The sequence below is a fragment of the Variovorax sp. OV329 genome, from assembly GCF_900114785.1.
Taxonomy (GTDB): domain Bacteria; phylum Pseudomonadota; class Gammaproteobacteria; order Burkholderiales; family Burkholderiaceae_C; genus Variovorax.
Genome location: NZ_FOUG01000001.1, coordinates 288,687 through 307,517, shown reverse-complemented (window position 1 = coordinate 307,517; position 18,831 = coordinate 288,687). Strand labels below are relative to the sequence as shown.

At 69.8% G+C, this 18,831-nt stretch carries 19 protein-coding genes; 12 read left to right on the top strand and 7 right to left on the bottom strand.

Annotated elements, in window-relative coordinates:
• Positions 1–143: 143 nt before the first annotated feature.
• From BM345_RS01385 to gloA, 4 genes are all read left to right on the top strand, one after another.
• Positions 144–1,184, top strand: coding sequence for a Fe(3+) ABC transporter substrate-binding protein (locus BM345_RS01385; protein ID WP_093374748.1), 1,041 nt, complete (start codon positions 144–146; stop codon positions 1,182–1,184).
• A 98-nt stretch (positions 1,185–1,282) separates the two neighbouring features.
• Positions 1,283–2,905, top strand: a complete 1,623-nt coding sequence (locus BM345_RS01380; RefSeq protein WP_175544880.1) for an ABC transporter permease — start codon at positions 1,283–1,285, stop codon at positions 2,903–2,905.
• Entirely contained in the window at positions 2,902–3,600 is a 699-nt protein-coding gene (locus BM345_RS01375) for an ABC transporter ATP-binding protein (RefSeq protein ID WP_093374746.1), read from the top strand. The genes BM345_RS01380 and BM345_RS01375 overlap by 4 nt, the downstream gene beginning before the upstream one ends.
• Before the next feature lie 71 nt (positions 3,601–3,671).
• Positions 3,672–4,082 carry a lactoylglutathione lyase gene (gloA, locus tag BM345_RS01370; RefSeq protein WP_093374744.1) on the top strand — a complete coding sequence of 137 codons (411 nt, stop codon included), beginning with the start codon at positions 3,672–3,674 and terminating at the stop codon, positions 4,080–4,082.
• Between the two features lie 10 nt (positions 4,083–4,092).
• Here the strand turns inward: gloA and BM345_RS01365 are convergent, their stop codons facing one another.
• From BM345_RS01365 to BM345_RS01350, 4 genes are all read right to left on the bottom strand, one after another.
• On the bottom strand, positions 4,093–4,821 hold the full coding sequence (locus BM345_RS01365; RefSeq protein WP_093374742.1) for a haloacid dehalogenase type II: 729 nt from the start codon (positions 4,819–4,821) through the stop codon (positions 4,093–4,095).
• Between the two features lie 20 nt (positions 4,822–4,841).
• Complete coding sequence (gene eda / locus BM345_RS01360; RefSeq protein WP_093374740.1) at positions 4,842–5,489, bottom strand: bifunctional 4-hydroxy-2-oxoglutarate aldolase/2-dehydro-3-deoxy-phosphogluconate aldolase; 648 nt, start codon at positions 5,487–5,489, stop codon at positions 4,842–4,844.
• Entirely contained in the window at positions 5,480–7,306 is a 1,827-nt protein-coding gene (gene edd / locus BM345_RS01355; protein WP_093374737.1) for a phosphogluconate dehydratase, read from the bottom strand. Before edd ends, eda begins: the two co-directional genes overlap by 10 nt.
• 150 nt (positions 7,307–7,456) lie before the next feature.
• Positions 7,457–8,023: an OmpA family protein gene (locus tag BM345_RS01350; RefSeq protein ID WP_093374735.1), complete on the bottom strand. Its 567-nt coding sequence runs from the start codon at positions 8,021–8,023 to the stop codon at positions 7,457–7,459.
• 117 nt (positions 8,024–8,140) lie between these two features.
• Here BM345_RS01350 and BM345_RS01345 point away from each other — a divergent pair, with 117 nt between their 5' ends.
• The gene (locus BM345_RS01345; protein ID WP_093374733.1) at positions 8,141–8,818 is read left to right on the top strand and encodes a gamma-glutamylcyclotransferase; all 678 of its coding nucleotides are present in this window, start codon (positions 8,141–8,143) and stop codon (positions 8,816–8,818) included.
• A complete protein-coding gene (locus BM345_RS01340) occupies positions 8,815–9,360 on the top strand; it encodes a superoxide dismutase family protein (RefSeq protein ID WP_093374731.1) in 546 nt (181 codons plus the stop codon). Before BM345_RS01345 ends, BM345_RS01340 begins: the two co-directional genes overlap by 4 nt.
• Positions 9,361–9,366: 6 nt before the next feature.
• Here the strand turns inward: BM345_RS01340 and BM345_RS01335 are convergent, their stop codons facing one another.
• Entirely contained in the window at positions 9,367–9,948 is a 582-nt protein-coding gene (locus BM345_RS01335) for a nucleotidyltransferase family protein (RefSeq protein WP_175544860.1), read from the bottom strand.
• 38 nt (positions 9,949–9,986) lie between these two features.
• Here BM345_RS01335 and pdxH point away from each other — a divergent pair, with 38 nt between their 5' ends.
• Positions 9,987–10,634 (top strand): pyridoxamine 5'-phosphate oxidase, encoded by a 648-nt coding sequence (gene pdxH, locus BM345_RS01330; RefSeq protein WP_093374729.1) that lies wholly within the window; start codon positions 9,987–9,989, stop codon positions 10,632–10,634.
• Positions 10,635–10,649: 15 nt separating this feature from the next.
• On the opposite strand, the gene BM345_RS01325 is transcribed toward pdxH, so the two are convergent.
• Together BM345_RS01325 and BM345_RS01320 are read right to left on the bottom strand one after the other, a co-directional pair.
• Complete coding sequence (locus BM345_RS01325) at positions 10,650–11,495, bottom strand: isocitrate lyase/PEP mutase family protein (RefSeq protein WP_093374727.1); 846 nt, start codon at positions 11,493–11,495, stop codon at positions 10,650–10,652.
• A 59-nt stretch (positions 11,496–11,554) separates the two neighbouring features.
• Positions 11,555–12,505, bottom strand: a complete 951-nt coding sequence (locus tag BM345_RS01320) for an AEC family transporter (protein WP_254789468.1) — start codon at positions 12,503–12,505, stop codon at positions 11,555–11,557.
• A gap of 163 nt (positions 12,506–12,668) precedes the next feature.
• Here BM345_RS01320 and BM345_RS01315 point away from each other — a divergent pair, with 163 nt between their 5' ends.
• From BM345_RS01315 to BM345_RS01295, 5 genes are read left to right on the top strand one after another with little or no spacing between them, the layout of a single operon-like run.
• Positions 12,669–13,343: a TetR/AcrR family transcriptional regulator gene (locus BM345_RS01315; RefSeq protein WP_093374723.1), complete on the top strand. Its 675-nt coding sequence runs from the start codon at positions 12,669–12,671 to the stop codon at positions 13,341–13,343.
• The gene (locus tag BM345_RS01310) at positions 13,340–14,545 is read left to right on the top strand and encodes an efflux RND transporter periplasmic adaptor subunit (RefSeq protein ID WP_093374721.1); all 1,206 of its coding nucleotides are present in this window, start codon (positions 13,340–13,342) and stop codon (positions 14,543–14,545) included. The genes BM345_RS01315 and BM345_RS01310 overlap by 4 nt, the downstream gene beginning before the upstream one ends.
• A gap of 15 nt (positions 14,546–14,560) precedes the next feature.
• Positions 14,561–17,779, top strand: coding sequence for an efflux RND transporter permease subunit (locus BM345_RS01305; RefSeq protein ID WP_093374719.1), 3,219 nt, complete (start codon positions 14,561–14,563; stop codon positions 17,777–17,779).
• A 29-nt stretch (positions 17,780–17,808) separates the two neighbouring features.
• Positions 17,809–18,480, top strand: coding sequence for a protein-L-isoaspartate O-methyltransferase family protein (locus BM345_RS01300; protein WP_093374717.1), 672 nt, complete (start codon positions 17,809–17,811; stop codon positions 18,478–18,480).
• 11 nt (positions 18,481–18,491) lie between these two features.
• The gene (locus BM345_RS01295; protein WP_093374715.1) at positions 18,492–18,830 is read left to right on the top strand and encodes a rhodanese-like domain-containing protein; all 339 of its coding nucleotides are present in this window, start codon (positions 18,492–18,494) and stop codon (positions 18,828–18,830) included.
• Position 18,831: the final 1 nt, after the last annotated feature.

Here is an 18,831-nt window from a genome sequence, read left to right as displayed (position 1 = left end):
CCGAAGTCGTGAGCCGACGGTCTGGATTCGGTCAGGATCGTGTTCCTGGACCGCGGTCGAAACTCAACGATAATTATTCGCATCGGCCAAACAGATAACGCATAGACACGCCGGTATCCGATTTCCCTTCACCGGACCTGTTCATGACCGCTCGTCTGTTGCAGCGCCTTGGCGCGCTGACCGGCATCGCCGCCGCATCCCTCGCTTTCGCCCTCCCCGCCCACGCCCAGGGCGAGGTCACCCTCTACACCACGCGCGAGGCCGGCCTGATCCAGCCGCTGCTTACCGCCTTCACCGCCCAGAGCGGCATCAAGGTGAACACCGTGTTCGTGAAGGACGGCCTGCTCGAACGCGTGAAGGCCGAAGGCGCCCGCTCGCCGGCCGACGTGCTGATGACGGTGGACATCGGCAACCTGATGGACCTGGTGGAAGGCGGCGTCACGCAGCCGGCCAAGACCCCGGCGCTGGACGCCGCGGTGCCGGCCAACCTGCGCGGCGCCGACGGCCAGTGGTATGCCCTGTCGATGCGTGCCCGCGTGCTGTACGCCGACAAGAAGCTTCCCATCAACAGCTTCCGCTACGAGGACCTGGCCGACCCCAGGTACAAGGGCAAGGTCTGCATCCGCTCGGGCCAGCATCCCTACAACACCGCCCTGGTGGCGGCCATGATCGCGCACGACGGCGAGGCCAAGGCCGAGCAGTGGCTGCGCGGCGTCAAGGCCAACCTGGCGCGCAAGGCCACGGGCGGCGACCGCGACGTGGCGCGCGACATCCTGGGCGGCATCTGCGACATCGGCATCGCCAACAGCTACTACGTGGGCCAGATGAAGGCCGCCAAGGAAGGCACCGACGCGCGCAAGTGGGGCGATGCGATCAAGGTGATCCGCCCGACCTTTGCCAAGACCGGCGGCACGCACGTCAACATCAGCGGCGCCGCGGTGGCCAGGAATGCGCCGCACCGCGCCGAGGCGGTCAAGCTGATGGAGTTCCTGGTGTCCGACTCGGCCCAGGCCTTCTACGCCGAGACCAACTACGAGTACCCGGTACGCCGCGGCGTGGCGCTCGAACCCATCATCGGCGAGACCATCGGCGAGCTGCGGCCCGACCCGCTGCCCATCGCCCAGGTCGCCAAGTACCGCAAGCAGGCCAGCACGTTGATCGACAAGGTCGGCTTCGACCAGTGAGTGCGGCGGCCGAACAGGGCGGCACCGGGCCGCGCGGGCTCGCGGCGCTGGCCCTGCCCTTCGCCCGGCGCCCGCCCGGCCCGCAGCCGGTCGGGCCGCTGTGGCGCTGGACCTCGGTGCTGATCGCGCTGGGCGTGCTGGCGCCGGTGGCCAGCCTGTTCTGGCTGGCGCTGGGCGCCGACCTGTCGCACTGGTCGCATCTCGCGCAGTTCGTGCTGCCCAAGGCCGCGCTGAACACCGGCCTGCTGCTGGCCGGCGTGGGCGCGATGGTGCTGGTGATCGGCACCGGCTGCGCCTGGATCGTGAGCAGCTGCGACTACCCCGGCCGCCGCGTGCTGAACTGGGCGCTGCTGCTGCCGCTGGCCATGCCCACCTACATCGTGGCCTTCGCCTACCTGGACCTGCTGCATCCCATCGGCCCGGTGCAGGGCGCGATCCGCTGGGTGCTGGGCTACGACAGTCCGCGCGACTTCCGCCTGCCCGACCTGCGCTCGCTGCCGGGCGCCATCTTCCTGCTGGGCTTCGTGCTCTATCCCTACGTCTACCTCACGGCGCGCGCCATGTTCATGACGCAGCCGGCGCACCTGATGGAAGCGGCGCGCTCGCTGGGCGAGAGCCGCACAGGGGCCTTCTTCCGCGTCGCACTGCCGCTGGCGCGGCCGGCGCTTGCCGTGGGCGTCAGCCTGGCGCTGCTGGAGACGCTCAACGACATCGGCGCCTCCGAGTTCCTGGGCATCCAGACGCTCACCGTGGCGGTCTACACCACCTGGATCACCCGCTCCGACCTGGCGGGCGCCGCGCAGATCGCCTGCGCCATGCTGCTGATCGTGCTGTTGCTGGTGCTGCTGGAGCGCAGCGGCCGAAAGCATCGGCGCTACGGCTCGGCGCAACGCATGCGCGCCATCCAGCCGCGGCGCCTGCGCGGCACTGCCGCCTGGCTGGCCTGCGTGGGCACCGCGCTGCCGGTGCTGATCGGCTTCGTGGCGCCGGCCGCGTACCTGGTGAACGAAACGCTGAAGCGCCTCGCACAGGGTGGTGGCATCTCGCGCGGCCTGTGGGCGAGCCTGGGCAACACGCTGACCCTGGCCACTGGCGTCACGCTGGTCACCGTGGCCGCCGGCCTCGTGGTGGCGTGGTCGGTGCGCAGCCTGGGCTCCACGCCCAACCCCGCGCGCTGGCAGGGCCGCATGGCTTCCCTGGGCTACGCGGTGCCGGGCACGGTGCTGGCCATCGGCCTGCTCACGCCGGCGCTGGCGCTGGACGCGGGCCTCGCGACCTTGCTGGGCCACGCCGGCCTGCCGCTGATGAGCGCCGGCATCGTGCTGGTGGCCGCCTGCGCCATCCGCTTCCTGGCCATGCCGCTGGGCGGCATCGAGGCGGGCCTGTCGCGCATCTCGCCGGCGCTGGAGCAGGCCTCGCGCCTGCTGGGCGAAGGCAGCGGCGGCACGCTGCGGCGCGTGCACCTGCCGCTGCTGCAGCCGGCCATCGCGGCCGGTGCGCTGCTGGTCTTCGTCGATGCGATGAAGGAGCTGCCCGCCACCCTGCTGCTGCGCCCCGCCAATTTCGACACCCTGGCCACGCTGCTGTATGCGGAGGCATCGCGCGGTACCTACGAGGAAGGCGCCATCGCGGCGCTCGCCATCGTGCTGGCCGGCCTGCTGCCGGTCATCCTGCTGGCCCGCAACCGGCTGGGCAGCAGCCCCGAAGAATTGAGAGCATGAGTTCCTTTTTGAGCCTGGACGGCGTCCGCATCACCTACAGGGGCGCGCGCGAGCGGCACACCGCCGTCGACAACTTCACGCTGATGCTGGACGCAGGGCGCATCGGCTGCCTGCTGGGCCCCTCGGGCTGCGGCAAGACCACGGTGCTGCGGGCCATCGCGGGCTTCGAGCCGCTGCGCGCAGGTGCCATCTTCCTGGGCGAGAAGCTGCTGTCCTCCGCCACCGTGCACGTGCCGCCGGAGCAGCGCCGGGTGGGCATGATGTTCCAGGAGTACGCGCTCTTCCCGCACCTTGACGCGCGCGAGAACGTGGGCTTCGGCCTTCGGCGCCAGCCGCAGGCACAGCGCGATGCCAGGGTGGCCGAGATGCTCGCGCTGGTAGGCCTGGCCGATGCGGGCGGGCGCTATCCGCATGAGCTCTCGGGCGGCCAGCAGCAGCGCGTGGCACTGGCGCGCGCGCTGGCGCCTGCACCGGCCCTGCTGCTGCTGGACGAGCCTTTCTCCAACCTCGACAGCGCCACGCGCGAGCGCCTCACGGCCGAGGTGCGCGACATCCTGAAGGCCGCTGGCCAGACCGCCCTGCTGGTCACGCACAACGAGGCCGAGGCCCGCGCGATGGCCGACCGCATCGGCGTGATGCACAACGGGCGGCTCGCGCACTGGAACGACATCCCGCGCACCCCGGAAGGCCTGTAGCGCCAGCCGCTGCACGGCCCGCGGCTTGGGCCGACAATGCGTGTCCCCCGAAACCGCAAGAGCAACAGAACATGCGCCTCCTCCACACCATGCTGCGCGTCGGCGACCTGCAGCGCTCCATCGACTTCTACACGCAGATCCTCGGCATGCAGGTGCTGCGCACCTCCGAGAACCCCGAGTACAAGTACAGCCTGGCCTTCGTCGGCTACGAGGGCAACCCGGCGCAGGCCGAGATCGAGCTGACCTACAACTGGGGCGTCGACAGCTACGAGATCGGCACCGCCTACGGCCACATCGCGCTGGGCGTGCCCGATGCCTATGCGGCCTGCGAGAAGATCAAGGCGGCCGGCGGCAACGTGACGCGCGAAGCCGGCCCGGTCAAGGGCGGCACCACGGTGATCGCCTTCGTGACCGATCCGGACGGCTACAAGATCGAGCTGATCCAGCGCGCAGAGAACGCCGCCGGCGGCGGCCTGCGCTGATCGACCGCTCTCAGCAGCCCAGTTGCTCGGCCAGCGCGAGGAGGTCGCGCGCGTGGAAGGTGTTGGCCGGATCCGGCGACACGTCCTTGGGCCGGTCCGGCCCGTGCTCGAAGGGCCGCTCGATGTAGGCCGTGCGCAGGCCGCAGCCGCGCGCGGCCGCGAGGTCGTCCTGGTGGGCGGCCACCAGCATCACCTGCCCGGGCGGCACCGCGAACACGCCGGCGGTGCCCAGGTACACCCGCGGGTCCGGCTTGTAGGCCTTGAAGACCTCGGCCGACAGGATGCAGTCCCAGGGCAGTCCGGCGCGCTTGGCCATCTCGGTCAGCAGGCCGATGTTGCCGTTGGACAGGGTGCAGATGGTGAACTTGCGCTTGAGCCGCGTGAGGCCCTCCACCGCGTCCGGCCAGGCCGGCAGGCGGTGCCAGGCCAGGTTGAGATCGCGCCGTGCCTCGCGGTCCAGCCTGTCTTCCAGGCTGAAGTCGCGCAGCACTTCGTCGAGGATGTGCAGGTGCAGCTCGTCGATGAGGGTGAAGCCGCCCTCGCCCGCCGCCAGCCGGTCCATGACGGCGCGCATCGCCGGCTGGTAGCCGGCGCGCCAGGCCAGGGCGAAGGCGCTGCCATCCACGCCGGGCAGCAGGCGCTCGACCTCGGCACGGATGCCGCCGTGCCAGTCGACCACGGTGCCGAAGATGTCGAAGGCCAGGACCTTCAGGTCCACGGACTCGTCTTGCACGGACATCGCTCGCACTCCCTGCCGGATCAGCGCTTGAGCTGGCTCGCGGCGCGTGCCAGCTCGGTGACGCGGGCCCAGTCGCCGGCCTGGATCGCGTCGTTGGGCACGATCCAGGATCCGCCCACGCAGGCCACGTTGGACAGCGACAGGAACTCCGCCGCATTGCCGGCATGGATGCCGCCCGTCGGGCAGAAGGTGACGTCGCCGAAAGGACCTTGCCAGGCCTTGAGCATGGCCACGCCGCCGGCCTGCAGCGCGGGGAAGAACTTGAGCTCGGTCAGCCCGTCTTCCTGCGCCATCATGATCTCGCTGCCGGTGGCCACGCCCGGCAGCAGCGGCAGGCCGATGTCGTGGCAGGCCTTGCCCACCGCGCGGGTGTAGCCCGGGCTCACGCCGAAGCGCGCGCCGGCCAGGGACGCGGCCTGCGCGTCGGCGGCGCTGCGGATGGTGCCGGCACCGGCAACCGCGTCGGGCACTTCCTTGGCGATCAGCTCGATGCACTGCAGCGCCTGGGGCGTGCGCAGCGTCACCTCCAGCATGCGGATGCCGCCAGCCACCAGCGCACGCGCCAGCGGCACGGCATGGGCGACGTCGTGCAGCACGATGACGGGGATGACGGGGGCGTCGCGCATCACTTCGAGTGCGCTCAGCTTGGGTTGTGGGTTCACAGCCATGTGCAGGCTCCTTCTTCAGCGGTCAGTGCATTGCGTCGCATGCCGGCGAAAAGCTCGCGGCCCAGGCCGTGGCCGTCGGCCATGCGTTGTTCATCGGTCATCTTCGCGTTCTCGCGCGCGTCCCATTCGTCCTGCGGCAGCAGCACCTGCAGGGTGCCGGCCACCGAGTCCAGGCGGATCAGGTCGCCGTCGCGCACCTTGGCGATGGCACCACCCGCCGCGCCTTCGGGCGAGAGGTGGATGGCCGCCGGTATCTTGCCCGACGCGCCGCTCATGCGGCCGTCGGTGACCAGCGCCACCTTGAAGCCCTTGCCCTGCAGCACCGACAGCGGCGGCGTGAGCTTGTGCAACTCGGGCATGCCGTTGGCCTGCGGGCCCTGCCAGCGAACCACGCAGACCACGTCGCGGTCCAGCTCGCCGGCGGTGAAGGCCTTCTGCAGCGCGGCCTGCGAATCGAAGACGCGCGCCGGCGCCTCGACGATGTGGCGGTCGTCCGGCACGGAGGACACCTTGATCACGCTGCGCCCCAGGTTGCCCACCAGCAGCTTCAGGCCGCCGGTGTCACTGAAGGGGTTGGCGGCCGGGCGGCACACGCTCTCGTCCTTCGACGGTGCGGCGCTGTGCCACTGCAGCTTCTCGCCGACCAGCGCCGGGATGTTCGCGTACTCGGCCATGCCGCCTGCGCGCACCGTGCCCACGTCGGCATGCATGAGGCCCGCGCCCAGCAGCTCGCCGATGACGAAGCCGGGGCCGCCCGCCTCCTGGAAGGCGTTCACGTCCGCGGTGCCGTTGGGGTACACGCGGGTGAGAAGCGGCACCACTTCGGACAGCTGGGCGAAGTCGTTCCAGTCGATCAGGATGCCGGCGGCGCGCGCCACCGCCACCCAGTGGATCAGGTGGTTGGTGGAGCCGCCGGTGGCCAGCAGCGCGCTCATCGCGTTGACGATGGCGCGCTCGTCCACCATCTCGCCGATGGGCGGCACGACGTAGGGCTTGTCGCCGGCGCGGCCCAGCACCGTGCGCACGGCCTCGCGGGTGAGCTCCTCGCGCATGGCGTTGTGCGGCTGGATGAAGGCGGTGCCCGGCACGTGCAGGCCCATGGCTTCCAGCAGCATCTGGTTGCTGTTAGCGGTGCCGTAGAAGGTGCAGGTGCCCTGGTCGTGGTAGGCCTTCATCTCGGCGTCCAACAGGCCCTGGCGGCCCACCAGGCCCTGGGCGGCCTGCTCGCGCACCTTGGCCTTGGCGCTGTTGGACAGGCCCGAAGGCATGGGCCCGGCCGGCACGAACACCGTGGGCAGGTGGCCGAAGTGCAGCGAGCCGATGAGCAGGCCCGGCACGATCTTGTCGCACACGCCCAGCAGCAGCGCGGCGTCGAACATGTCATGGGTCAATGCCACGGCGGTGCCCATGGCGATCACGTCGCGGCTGAACAGGCTCAGTTCCATGCCGGGCGTGCCCTGGGTGACGCCGTCGCACATGGCCGGCACGCCGCCGGCCACCTGCGCGGTGGCACCGAGGCGACGCGCCTCGGTCTTGATGATGTCGGGGTAGCCCTGGTAGGGTGCGTGCGCCGACAGCATGTCGTTGTAGGCGGTGACGATGCCGATGTTGGGCGCTCGTTCGGCCACGATGCGAAGCTTGTCGTTGGCCGGCACGCCCGCAACCGCGTGCGCCACGTTGGCGCAGCCCATGCGGTCGGAGCCGCGTTCGCGCTTGCCGATCTCGGCCACGCGCTGGAGATAGGCGGTGCGCGAGGCGAGGCTGCGCTCGCGGATGCGCTCGGTGACCTCGCGAAGGGTGTTGTGTGTGCTGCTCATGGGGTTGTGTGTGCGCTTGTCCCTGGATGCCGCGACAGCGCCGCGGCGCAGACGGCCATGGTAGCAAGGTCATATGAATAAGCCCGGCATGGCCGGGCTTAATCGACTGGCGCGCTGCGGGATCGGGCGCCGGGCAGAGGGGCCGCAGCCCTAGTCGACCAGCTGCACCTCGACCCGGCGGGCCTGCGCGTCGTTGCCGCTGCCGGTGGTGCCCTCCGGCTTCTTCAGCGCCACCTGGCCGGGCGGCACGCCCAGGCCGACCAGCACGTCGCGGATGGTCAGCGCGCGCCGCTTGGCCAGTTCCTCGTTGATGGCGGCGTCGCCCGTCGAATCGGTGAAGCCCGAGAGCTGGGCCTTCTTGCCCTGGCCCACGCCCTGGATCACGGCGGCCAGCGCCTCGGCGGCCCCGGGCGCCAGGTCGGCGCTGCCGGTGGCGAAGTAGAACTTGACCACGCCCCCTTCCACCCGGATGCTGGACCCTTCGGGGATGACGACCACCGTCGACTCGGTCACCACCGCCGTCGCCGCAGCACCTTGCACGGGCGCGGCGCTGGCCATCGAGACCGTGGTGGGCGAAGCAGCCTGCTTCTCGCCACCGTGGCCGCGGCTGCCGATGGCCACGCCGACCACGAGCAGGATGACGAGGGCGATGATCCCCACGCCAAGGCCAAGGATGAAATAAGTCTGGTTGTCGTCTTCGGTGCTGGTCGATGCCATCGGGCGAACTCCTAGGATGGATGAGGGCCGGTCAATAATGTTGCGGTGAACCATGACCGCGAAATTGTAGGCGCCGGTTTGCGTCAGGCCGACCCTGGCCCGCCCGGCCTCGATCCGATGCCCCGTCCCCTGCGCGATCCGCAACCCATGCTGGACCGCGCCATCGACGAATGGGGCGGGCACGAAGACCTCTGGATATTCGGCTATGGCTCGCTCATCTGGCGGCCCGAGTTCGACTTCAGCGAACGCCGCCCGGCCCACCTGCACGGCTGGCACCGCGCCCTGAAGATGTGGAGCCGCGTCAACCGCGGCACGCCGCAATGCCCGGGGCTGGTGTTCGGCCTCCTCTCGGGCGGCAGCTGCCGCGGCATGGTGTTCCGCATTCCCGCCGCCGACGGCCTGGAAACCCTAGGACGGCTGTGGCTGCGCGAGATGCCCACCGGCGTGTACGACCCGCGCTGGCTCGATTGCGCCACGCCCCATGGCCGGGTGCGCGCCCTAGCTTTCACGCTGTCGCGGCGCAGCCCGAACTTCACCGGCGTGCTCAGCGACGCGCGCTACCGCGAGATCTTCACCGCGGCCTGCGGACGCTACGGCACCTCGCTGGACTATGCGCGCCAGACACTGCACGAGCTGCAGCGCCACGGCATCCACGACGCGGCCCTGGCCCGGCTGCTGCGGCTGGCCGAGGAGCAACTGTCGAACGCGGCCGATTGCGGCAGCGCCCCCGCTGGGCTATACCCGGACGGACAAGCACCCTCCTCTCCAACCAACAACCATCAGGAGAACTCATGAAATCTCGCTTTGGGGCCCTGTCCCTTCTCGTCGCCTGCTCTGCCCTGCTGGGTGCCTGCAGCGGCATGCCGATGGGCTCGGGCAAGCCCGGCGCCACCGCCAGCCTGGTGCCCACCATGGCGATCTCGCCGAACCCGACCGTGGGCAACGTGAGCTTCACGGCCCTGGACCATGGCGTGCGCGTGGCCGGCGAAGTGCGCGGCCTGCCGCCGGGCACCGAGCACGGTTTCCACATCCACGAGAAAGGCGACTGCGGCGACAACGGCAATGCCTCGGGCGGCCACTTCAACCCGGCCGGCGGCACGCACGGCAAGTACGGCGGCGCCGGCAGCCATGCCGGCGAACTGCCCAGCCTAGTGGCCGATGCCAACGGCGTGGCCCGCTTCAGCGTGGACAACCATGCCATCTCGCTCACCGCCGACGCACCCAACAACGTGATCGGCCGCGCCCTGGTGGTTCACCGCGACCGCGACGACTTCACCTCGCAACCCGCCGGCAATTCCGGCCCGCGCATCGCGTGCGCGGTCATCACCAAGAGCTGAGCTGGTTCAAGAGCTGAGCTGGTTCAAGAGCTGCGCCTGCGCGCGGGCCAGGTCGGCCAGGGTGTCGATGTCGGCGAAGATGCCGGGATCGTCGACCTCCACGTCGACTGCCTGCCCCGCCTCGCGCAGCGCGCGCAGCACCGGCGCCGCGCCCAGCGGGCCGGAAAGCGCGGCAAGTTGCGGCCCGCTCGCCGCACCGAATCCCACCGGATGCCCGCGCTGACCCTGGTACTGCGCCTGGGCGGCCGCAGCGCCATCGGCCAGGGCCTGCGCCACCTTCTGCAGCGTGGCCGCGTGAATCAACGGCAGGTCGGCCGGCAGGATCAGCCAGCCGGTGGATTCCGGCGTGGCACGCACGCCGGCGGCAATCGAATCGCCCATGCCGGCATGGCCGCCATCTTCCAGGTGCCAGGGCAGGCCGCTGATGCGCACCGCCTCCATCGTGTGGTCGAGCACCGGCCTGCCCACCAGCAGCGCCTTGAGCTTGGAGCCGGCGCCGCCCGAGGCCAGGAAGCGCTCGCCCCGGCCCGATGCCAGCACGATCACGGTGGGCATCGCCTGGCTGCCGATGCTGCTGCTGCTTGTCATGGGCGGCAGTATGGCGCGCCTTGCAAGACAATGTCGCCATGACCCTCACCAATGAATCGCTGGCCGCCCTGCGCAAGAGCTACGAGCGCGCCGAGCTGGACGAGTCGCGCAGCGAGGCCGATCCGCTGCGCCAGTTCGAGCGCTGGATGAACGAGGCGGTCGAGGCGCAGCTGCCCGAGCCCAATGCGATGACCGTGGCCACCGTGGGCTCGGACCTGCGGCCTTCGACACGCATCGTGCTCATCAAGGGCTTCGATGCGCGCGGCATCGTCTGGTACACCAACTACCAGAGCCGCAAGGGGCGCGAACTCGCGGGCAATCCGTATGCGGCGCTGCAGTTCCACTGGGTCGAGCTCGAGCGCGTGGTGCGCATCGAGGGCCGTGTGGAACAGGTGGAGCCCGAGCTGAGCGACGCCTACTTCGCCAGCCGCCCGCTCGATTCGCGCATCGGCGCCTGGGCCAGCCCCCAGAGCCAGGTGATCAGCGGCCGCGACGTGCTGGTGAAGAATGCCGCCGCGGCTGCCGCGCGGCACCTGCTCTCGCCGCCGCGGCCGCCGCACTGGGGCGGCTATCGGCTGGTGCCGGACCGCTGGGAGTTCTGGCAGGGCCGCAAGAGCCGGCTGCACGACCGCCTTCGCTATCGGCAGGAAGACGGCCAGTGGCTTCGCGAGCGGCTCGCGCCCTGACTTCGTCGCTACCGATCAGGGCAGCCGGCCGTCGCGGAAGAAATCGTTGAGCACCTGGCCCGACGCGGCGCTCGCGAAGCCGTCGAAGCGGCCCTGCTCTGACAGCGTGCGGGCGGCCTGCATGAAGCCGCCCCAGGCCGAGCGCGCCAGCGCGCCGCCCACGCTGACGCGCCGCACGCCCAGCGCCGCGATCTGCTCCAGCGTCAGCGGGCTGGCCGAGCCGACCAGCAGGTTGACCGGCTTGGGCGCCACGGCGGCCACCACGGCCGCGATCTGCTCGGCCGTGCGGATGCCCGGCGCATAGAGGCAGTCGGCGCCCGCGTCGGCATAGGCCTTCAGGCGCGCGACCGTGTCGTCCAGGTCGGCGACGCCGTGCAGGAAGTTCTCGGCGCGGCCGACCAGCATCACCCCGCCGCCGGCTTCGTCGATGGCGCGCCGCGCGGCCTTCAGGCGTATCAGGGCTTCGTCCAGCGGGCGGATCGGCTGCGCGGCATCGCCGCTGGCGTCCTCGATGGACAGGCCGGCCACGCCGGTCTCGACGGCCAGGCGCACGCTCTCGTGCACGCCCTGGGCGTCGACTGCGAAGCCGCTCTCGAAGTCGGCGTTGACCGGCAGGTCGGTGGCCGCGACCAGGTCGCGCAGGTGCGCCAGCACTTCCTCGCGCGAGGCACCGCCGTCGGGCCGGCCCTGCGACCACGCGTAGCCCGAGCTGGTGCTGGCCAGCGCCTTGAAGCCCAGCCCCTGAAGGTAGCGGGTGCTGCCCGTGTCCCAGGGGTTGGGGATGATGAAGCAGCCGCTGGCGTGCAAGGCCTTGAAGGCCTGCCGCCGCGCGGCGATGCTGCTGCTGGATGGAGCGCTCATCGGGTCACCTGCAATGCGGGAGGGGTGCCCGTTGTAGCACCTCTGGCCGGCCGCCGCCGTCAGTACAGGCCGGTGACCAGCGCCATCACCACCGTGACCGTCACCAGGCCCAGCGCGGTGGAGACCGCCACGCTCGCGGTCACCAGTTCTTCCGAGGTGCGATAGCGCTGCGAGAACAGGAACACGTTGGCGCCCATGGGCAGCGAAGCCGCCACGATCATCACCGCCAGCGGCAGCCCGCGCACGCCCAGCAGCCAGCCGATGACGGCCACCAGGACCGGGTGCAGCAGGTTCTTCACCACCGACTGCGTGAGCGCGCCTCGCCAGTGGCTGCCGATGGGCGTGGACGCCAGCGTGATGCCCACCATGACCAGGGCCACCGGCCCGAAGGCCTGGCCCAGCAGGTTCAGCGGCTTGTCGACCCACTCGGGCAGCACCCAGCCGGTCTGCGCGAACAGCAGGCCCGCGATGATCGGGATGGGCACCGGGTGGATGATGGCGTTGCGCACCGCCTTGAGCACCGTCCTGAGCATCGAATGGCGCGCCCCGCCGCTGCTGCGCGCATCCTCATGCGCCACCGCCAATTCGAGCACCACCGTGGCGCTGGTGAGCAGCACCACCGAATGCAGCGAGATCAGCGTCAGCAGCACCACCATGCCGTCGGCGCCGTAGGCCAGGCCGATGAGCGGAATGCCGATCATCACGGTGTTGCTGTAGGTATTGGCCAGCCCCAGCACCGCCGCCTGCCGGTTGAAGCCGCGCAGCAGCATGGTGCCGGCGAACAGCAGGCCCGAGCCGATGAAGTAGGCCGACACCGCTTTGAACTTGAGTTGGCTCACGTCCACCGAGCTCATGGCGCGGAACAGCAAGGCGGGCGCCAGCAGCAGGAAGATGAGGTTGGAGAGGTCCTTCACCGAGCCGGGCTGGATCCAGCCTCGGCGGCCCGCCAGGTAGCCGGCGGCGATCAGGAGAACGACAGGCAGCAGCGCGCCGGCGACCGAGGGATTCAGCAACACGGCCGCGCGCCGTTTTCGGGGTGGTCGGGCGCGGTCTGGAACATGGACTGACTCTCTTGGAAGTGTTGCGAATCGGCTGGGGCCCCGATTGTCGCGGCTTGACGCTGCCAAGGCCCCCCACTACATTAATAACCCGCCAGTCATTAACCCCGTCCGCATGCCCTCCTCCGGTTTCTTCGGCGACAAGCTCCGCACCGCCCGCGCACCCAAGCGCGAGCGGCGCAAGGAAGCGCGCCCGGGCGAACTGCTGGAGGCGGCGCTCGACCTCTTCGTCGAGAAAGGCTTCGCCGCCACCCGCTCCGAAGAGGTGGCTGCGCGCGCCGGGGTGTCCAAGGGCACGCTGTTCCTGTACTTCCCTTCCAAGGAAGAACTGCTCAAGGCAGTGATCAACGAGAACCTGGTAGGCCGCTTCGCGCAGTGGAACCAGCAGTTCGAAGCCTTCGAGGGCAGCACGCCCGACATGCTGCGCTATTGCATGCGCATCTGGTGGGAGAGCGTGGGCTCGACCAAGGTGGCCGGCATCACCAAGCTGATGATCAGCGAGGGGAGAAATTTCCCCGAGTTGGCGAGTTTCTACCAACAAGAGTTCATCGAGCCGGCACACGAGCTGTTGCGCCGTATCCTGCGCCGCGGCATCGACCGCGGCGAATTCGCACCGGTGGATGTGAACCTCGCCATCTACACCGTTCTCGCCCCCATGGTCTTCCTCATGCTCTCTCAACACTCCGTCTGCTTCGGCGCCGACGACAAGAACCTCGACCCCGAGAAGTACCTCGCGCTGCAGACCGAGACGATCCTCCACGGCCTGGTGGCCCCGCGGAGCAAGGCATGAAGCGCTGGATTCCCTGGACGATCGCCGTCGTCGCGATCGCGGTGCTGGCGGGCGGCACCCTGCGCGCGGTCAAGGCACGCAAGGCGCAGGCGGTGCAGGCCGGCGCGCCGGTGGCCGAAGCCGTGGTCACCCTGCTGCCGGCCGACGTGCTGCGCCTGAAGGCCATCGACATGACGCAGACCCTGCCCATCTCCGGCACGCTGCGCGCCGTGGAGTCGGCCGTGGTCAAGGCCAAGGTGGCCGGCGAGCTCAGCGGCCTTGCGGTGCGCGAGGGCGATACCGTCAAGGCCGGGCAGGTCATCGCCCGCATCGACTCCATCGAGTACGCCTCGCGCGTTCGCCAGGCCCAGGAACAGGCCGATTCGGCCGCCGCACAGGCCGAGGTCCTGCAGCGCAGCTACGACAACAACAAGGCGCTGGTGGACCAGGGGTTCATCTCCCGCACCGCGCTGGACACTTCGCTGTCCAGCCTCAACGCCGCCCGCGCCACGCACCGTGCCGCGCTGGCCGGCGTCGAGGTGGCGCGCAAGGCGCTGACCGACACCGTGGTGCGCAGCCCCATCGACGGCCAGGTGGCCGCGCGGCTGGTGCAGCCCGGCGAGCGGGTGGCAGTGGACGGCAAGCTCATCGAGGTGGTGGACCTGCGCAGCATCGAGCTGGAGGCCGCCCTCTCGGCCGCCGATTCGGTCGCCGTGCGGGTCGGCCAGCGCGCCAGCCTGCAGGTGGAAAGCAGCAGCGTGCCCGGTGCGGCCGGCAAGACCGATCGCCAGGTCGACGCCACCGTGGCCCGCATCAACCCCAGCGCGCAGGCGGGCAGCCGAAGCGTGCTCGTCTACCTGGCGCTGGACCGCAGCGAGGGCTTCCGCCAAGGCCTGTTCGCCCAGGGCAGCCTGGAGCTGGGACGCGGCAAGGAAATGGCCCTGCCGTTGTCCGCGGTGCGGGTCGACAAGCCGGAGCCCTACGTACAGGCGATCATCGACGGGCGGGTGCGCCACCGCGCGGTGAAGACCGGCTGGCGCGGCCAGGTGGACGGGCAGACCTACGTCACGGTCAGCGGCCTGGACGAAGGCGCCAGCGTGCTCTCGGGCAGCGTGGGCCCCATGCGCGACGGCACCGCGGTGCGCCTGGCCGACGCCGGTGGCCCGGCCGCTGCCGCGGCGCCCGCCGTGGCAACGTCCACAGGCTCCCGCACCGCGCCCTGACGCGCCCGAACAGCCATGTGGTTCACCCGCGTCAGCCTGAAGAATCCGGTCTTCGCGACCATGGTCATGCTCGCCCTGGTGGTGCTGGGCTTGTTCTCCTACCAGCGCCTGCAGGTCGACCAGTTCCCCAACATCGACTTCCCGGTGGTCGTGGTCATCACCGACTACCCCGGCGCCTCGCCCGAGATCGTCGAGAGCGAAGTGACGAAGAAGGTGGAGGAAGGCGTCAACTCCATCGCCGGCATCAACGCCCTCACCTCGCGCAGCTACGAGGGGCAGTCGGTGGTCATCATCGAATTCCAGCTGTACGTGGACGGGCGCAAGGCGGCCGACGACGTGCGCGAGAAGGTGGCCTCGGTGCGCCCGCTGTTCCGCGACGAGGTCAAGGAGCCGCGCGTGCTGCGCTTCGACCCGGCCTCGCGGCCGGTGTGGTCGGTGGCGGTGCTGCCCAATTCGGTAGAGGGTGACAAGAACGCCCGCCAGCCCAGCGCGGTGGAACTCACCAACTGGGCCGACCAGGTGCTGAAGAAGCGCCTGGAGAACGTGCGCGGCGTGGGCTCGGTCACGCTGGTGGGCGGCACCAAGCGCGAGATCAACATCTACCTCGATCCGCAGGCCATGGAGGCCTTCGGCATCAGCGCCGACCAGGTGGTGGCCGCGGTGCGCAACGAGAACCAGGCCCTGCCGGTGGGCGCGGTGCGCTCGCTGACGCAGGAGCGCGTGGTGCAGATCGACGCGCGCATGGAGCGGCCGGAGGACTTCGGCAGGATCATCGTCGCGCGCAAGAACGGCGCGCCCATCCGGGTCGACCAGGTGGCGCGGGTCAACGACGGCGCGCAGGAAATCGACAGCCTGGCCCTCTACAACGGCCAGCGCACGCTGTTGCTGTCGGTGCAGAAGGCGCAGGACGAGAACACCATCGCGGTGGTCGACGGCCTGAACGGCGCCCTGAAGGACATGCAGGCCCAGTTGCCGCCCGGCGTGAAGCTCGAGCCCATCGGCGATGCGTCGCGGCCGATCCGCGTGGCGGTGCAGAACGTGCGCCAGACGCTGATCGAGGGCGCGCTGCTCACGGTGCTGATCGTGTTCCTGTTCCTCAATTCGTGGCGCTCCACCGTCATCACCGGCCTGACGCTGCCCATCGCGCTGATCGGCACCTTCTGGTTCATGCAGATGTTCGGCTTCACCATCAACATGGTGACGCTGATGGCCCTGTCGCTGTGCGTGGGCCTCCTGATCGACGACGCGATCGTGGTGCGCGAGAACATCGTGCGCCACGTGCAGATGGGCAAGAGCCCCTACAAGGCCTCACTCGAAGGCACGCAGGAGATCGGCCTGGCCGTGCTGGCCACCACGCTGTCGATCGTGGCGGTGTTCCTGCCCATCGGCTTCATGGGCGGCATCATCGGCAAGTTCTTCCACGAGTTCGGCATTACCATCGTGGCGGCGGTGCTGATCTCGATGTTCGTGAGCTTCACGCTGGACCCGATGATGTCGAGCATCTGGCACGACCCGGCCATCGACCGCCACGGCAAGCCCAAGGGCCCGCCGCAGGGCTTCTACGACAAGACCATCGGCCGCGTCACCGGCTGGTTCGACACGGCCACCGAGAAGCTGGCCGAGGCCTACCAGGGCATCCTGCGCTGGTCGCTCCGGCACAAGCTCGCCACGCTGCTGGCCGCCGCGGGCATCTTCGTGGCCAGCATCTTCATGGTGCCGCTGCTGGGCACCGAGTTCGTGCCCAAGGCCGACTACTCCGAGACGGCCATCAGCTTCTACACGCCGGTGGGTTCCTCGCTGGAAGTGACCGAGGCACGTGCCAGGCAGGTCGACCAGATCCTGCACGACATGCCCGAGGTGCGCTACACGCTCACCACCATCAACAGCGGCGACGCGCAGGGCAAGATCTACGCAAGCGTCTACGTGCGCCTGGTGGACCGCAAGCAGCGCAGCCGCAGCGTGGACCAGCTGTCGGTGGTGCTGCGCGACAAGCTGCGCGCCGTGCCCGGCATCACCGTCACCCACGTGGGCCTGCGCGACGCGGTGGGCGGCAACAAGCCCATCGAGTTCTCGCTGCAGGGCCCCGACCTGAAGGAACTGGAGCGGCTGACCGGCGAGGTGCGGGAGAAGATCCGCGGCATCCCCGGCCTGGTGGACCTGGACTCCAGCCTCAAGCCCGACAAGCCGACGGTGAGCGTGGTGATGCGCCGCGACGCCGCCTCCGACCTGGGCCTGGGCGTGGCGCCGGTGGCCGCCGCCCTGCGCACACTGGTGGCCGGCACCACGGTGGGCAATTGGCGCGCACCCGACGACCAGACCTACGACGTGAACGTGCGCCTGGCACCCGAGGTGCGCAACGCGCCGGCCGACCTGGCCCGCCTGCCCTTCCTGAGCACCACCATGGGCGCCAACGCCGACGGCTCCAGCCGCTTCGTGCGCCTCTCGCAGGTGGCCGAGGTGCGCGAATCGACCGGCCCCAACCAGATCAACCGCCGCTCGATGGCGCGCGAGGTGGCCATCAACGCCAACGTGGACCGGCGCTCGGCCGGGGAGGTCTCGGGCGACATCCGCAAGGCGCTGGCCGACGTCGCCTTCCCGCCCGGCTACGGCTATCAGTTCAGCGGCTCGACCAAGAACATGCAGGAGTCCTTCGGCTACGCCGTCTCGGCCCTGGCGATGGCGGTGATCTTCATCTACATGATCCTGGCCAGCCAGTTCAGGAGCTTCCTGCAGCCGCTGGCGCTGATGACCGCGCTGCCGCTCACGCTCATCGGCGTGGTGCTGGCGCTGATGGGCTTCGGCTCCACGCTGTCGATGTTCTCGATCATCGGCGTGGTGATGCTGATGGGCCTGGTGACCAAGAACGCCATCCTGCTGGTGGACTTCGCCATCCGGGCCCGCGAACCTCACGAGGACGGCACGCCGCCCATGGGCCGCGAGGAAGCCCTGCTGATGGCCGCCCGCGTGCGCCTGCGGCCCATATTGATGACGACGCTGGCCATGATCTTCGGCATGGTTCCGCTGGCCTTTGCGCTGAGCGAAGGCGCCGAGCAGCGCGCGCCCATGGGCCAGGCGGTGATCGGCGGTGTCATCACTTCCTCCCTGCTGACGCTCGTGGTGGTGCCGGTGGTCTATTGCTACATGGACGACCTCGCCGCCTGGGCCAAGCGCCGCTTTGGCGGTGTTCCGGACAAACCCACCCCGGCCTTGCCTAAAATTGAAGGTTTGCCCTGAGTCAAGCCTCGCGAAAGGAAGCCACCATCATGAACACCACCACAGATCTCGAACGCCTGCGCTTCAACATGATCGAGCAACAGATCCGTCCCTGGGACGTGCTCGATTTCGAGATTCTCGAGCTGTTGAACAACATCCGCCGCGAAGACTACGTGCCCGCAGCTCACCGCGGCCTGGCCTTCTTCGACATGGAGATCCCGCTGGGCGAAGGCCCGGGCCAGGTGATGCTTTCGCCGAAGGTGGAAGCCCGCATGCTGCAGGACCTGCACGTGCAGAAGAACGAATCGGTCCTGGAAATCGGGACGGGCTCGGGCTTCATGGCCGCCATGCTGGCCGCCCGCGCCGCCCAGGTGCTGTCGCTGGAGATCGACCCGCAGCTGGCCGCGGCCGCCGAGAAGAACCTGCGCACCAACGGCGTGGGCAATGTCGAGGTCCGCGCGGCCGATGGTTCCAAGCCCCTGCCCAGCGGCCCCACCTTCGACGTGATCGTGCTCAGCGGCTCGGTCGCTCGCGTGCCGCAGAACCTGCTGGGCTCGCTGAAGATCGGTGGCCGCCTGGCCGCCATCGTCGGCGACGAGCCCATGATGCGCGCCCACTTCATCACCCGCGTGAGCGAAGGCCAGTGGGACACGCTGCAGCCCTGGGACACCGTGGCGCCGCGACTGCTCAACTTCCCCGAGCCTTCGCGCTTCAACTTCTGAAGCCGCCTGCCATGATCGAACAAGTACTCCCCGCCGATCTCGCCGAGTGGTTCGGCCGCGATGCCGGGGGCCAGGCGCTGCTGCTGGACGTGCGCGAGCCCTGGGAGGTCCAGACCGCCAGCGTGACGCCCAAGGGCTACACACTGCTGGCGATCCCGATGAACCAGATTCCCGCGCGAATGGCCGAGCTGGCCCCGTACGGCCGCATCGCCTGCCTGTGCCACCACGGCGCACGCAGCCAGCATGTGGCGGCCTACCTCAGCCAGCACGGCTTCCCCGACCTGGCCAACGTGGCCGGCGGCATCGACGCCTGGGCCCGGCAGTTCGACCCGGCGGTGCCGCGCTACTGAA

Coding starts and splice junctions, on each gene's coding strand:
- pdxH (WP_093374729.1), top strand. CDS start 9,987: ATGACCCTCACCAATGAATCGCTGGCCGCCCTGCGCAAGAGCTACGAG.
- BM345_RS01375 (WP_093374746.1), top strand. CDS start 2,902: ATGAGTTCCTTTTTGAGCCTGGACGGCGTCCGCATCACCTACAGGGGC.
- BM345_RS01345 (WP_093374733.1), top strand. CDS start 8,141: ATGCCCCGTCCCCTGCGCGATCCGCAACCCATGCTGGACCGCGCCATC.
- BM345_RS01305 (WP_093374719.1), top strand. CDS start 14,561: ATGTGGTTCACCCGCGTCAGCCTGAAGAATCCGGTCTTCGCGACCATG.
- eda (WP_093374740.1), bottom strand. CDS start 5,489: ATGGCTGTGAACCCACAACCCAAGCTGAGCGCACTCGAAGTGATGCGC.
- BM345_RS01350 (WP_093374735.1), bottom strand. CDS start 8,023: ATGGCATCGACCAGCACCGAAGACGACAACCAGACTTATTTCATCCTT.
- BM345_RS01340 (WP_093374731.1), top strand. CDS start 8,815: ATGAAATCTCGCTTTGGGGCCCTGTCCCTTCTCGTCGCCTGCTCTGCC.
- BM345_RS01300 (WP_093374717.1), top strand. CDS start 17,809: ATGAACACCACCACAGATCTCGAACGCCTGCGCTTCAACATGATCGAG.
- gloA (WP_093374744.1), top strand. CDS start 3,672: ATGCGCCTCCTCCACACCATGCTGCGCGTCGGCGACCTGCAGCGCTCC.
- BM345_RS01310 (WP_093374721.1), top strand. CDS start 13,340: ATGAAGCGCTGGATTCCCTGGACGATCGCCGTCGTCGCGATCGCGGTG.
- BM345_RS01385 (WP_093374748.1), top strand. CDS start 144: ATGACCGCTCGTCTGTTGCAGCGCCTTGGCGCGCTGACCGGCATCGCC.
- edd (WP_093374737.1), bottom strand. CDS start 7,306: ATGAGCAGCACACACAACACCCTTCGCGAGGTCACCGAGCGCATCCGC.
- BM345_RS01315 (WP_093374723.1), top strand. CDS start 12,669: ATGCCCTCCTCCGGTTTCTTCGGCGACAAGCTCCGCACCGCCCGCGCA.
- BM345_RS01335 (WP_175544860.1), bottom strand. CDS start 9,948: ATGACAAGCAGCAGCAGCATCGGCAGCCAGGCGATGCCCACCGTGATC.
- BM345_RS01365 (WP_093374742.1), bottom strand. CDS start 4,821: ATGTCCGTGCAAGACGAGTCCGTGGACCTGAAGGTCCTGGCCTTCGAC.
- BM345_RS01325 (WP_093374727.1), bottom strand. CDS start 11,495: ATGAGCGCTCCATCCAGCAGCAGCATCGCCGCGCGGCGGCAGGCCTTC.
- BM345_RS01295 (WP_093374715.1), top strand. CDS start 18,492: ATGATCGAACAAGTACTCCCCGCCGATCTCGCCGAGTGGTTCGGCCGC.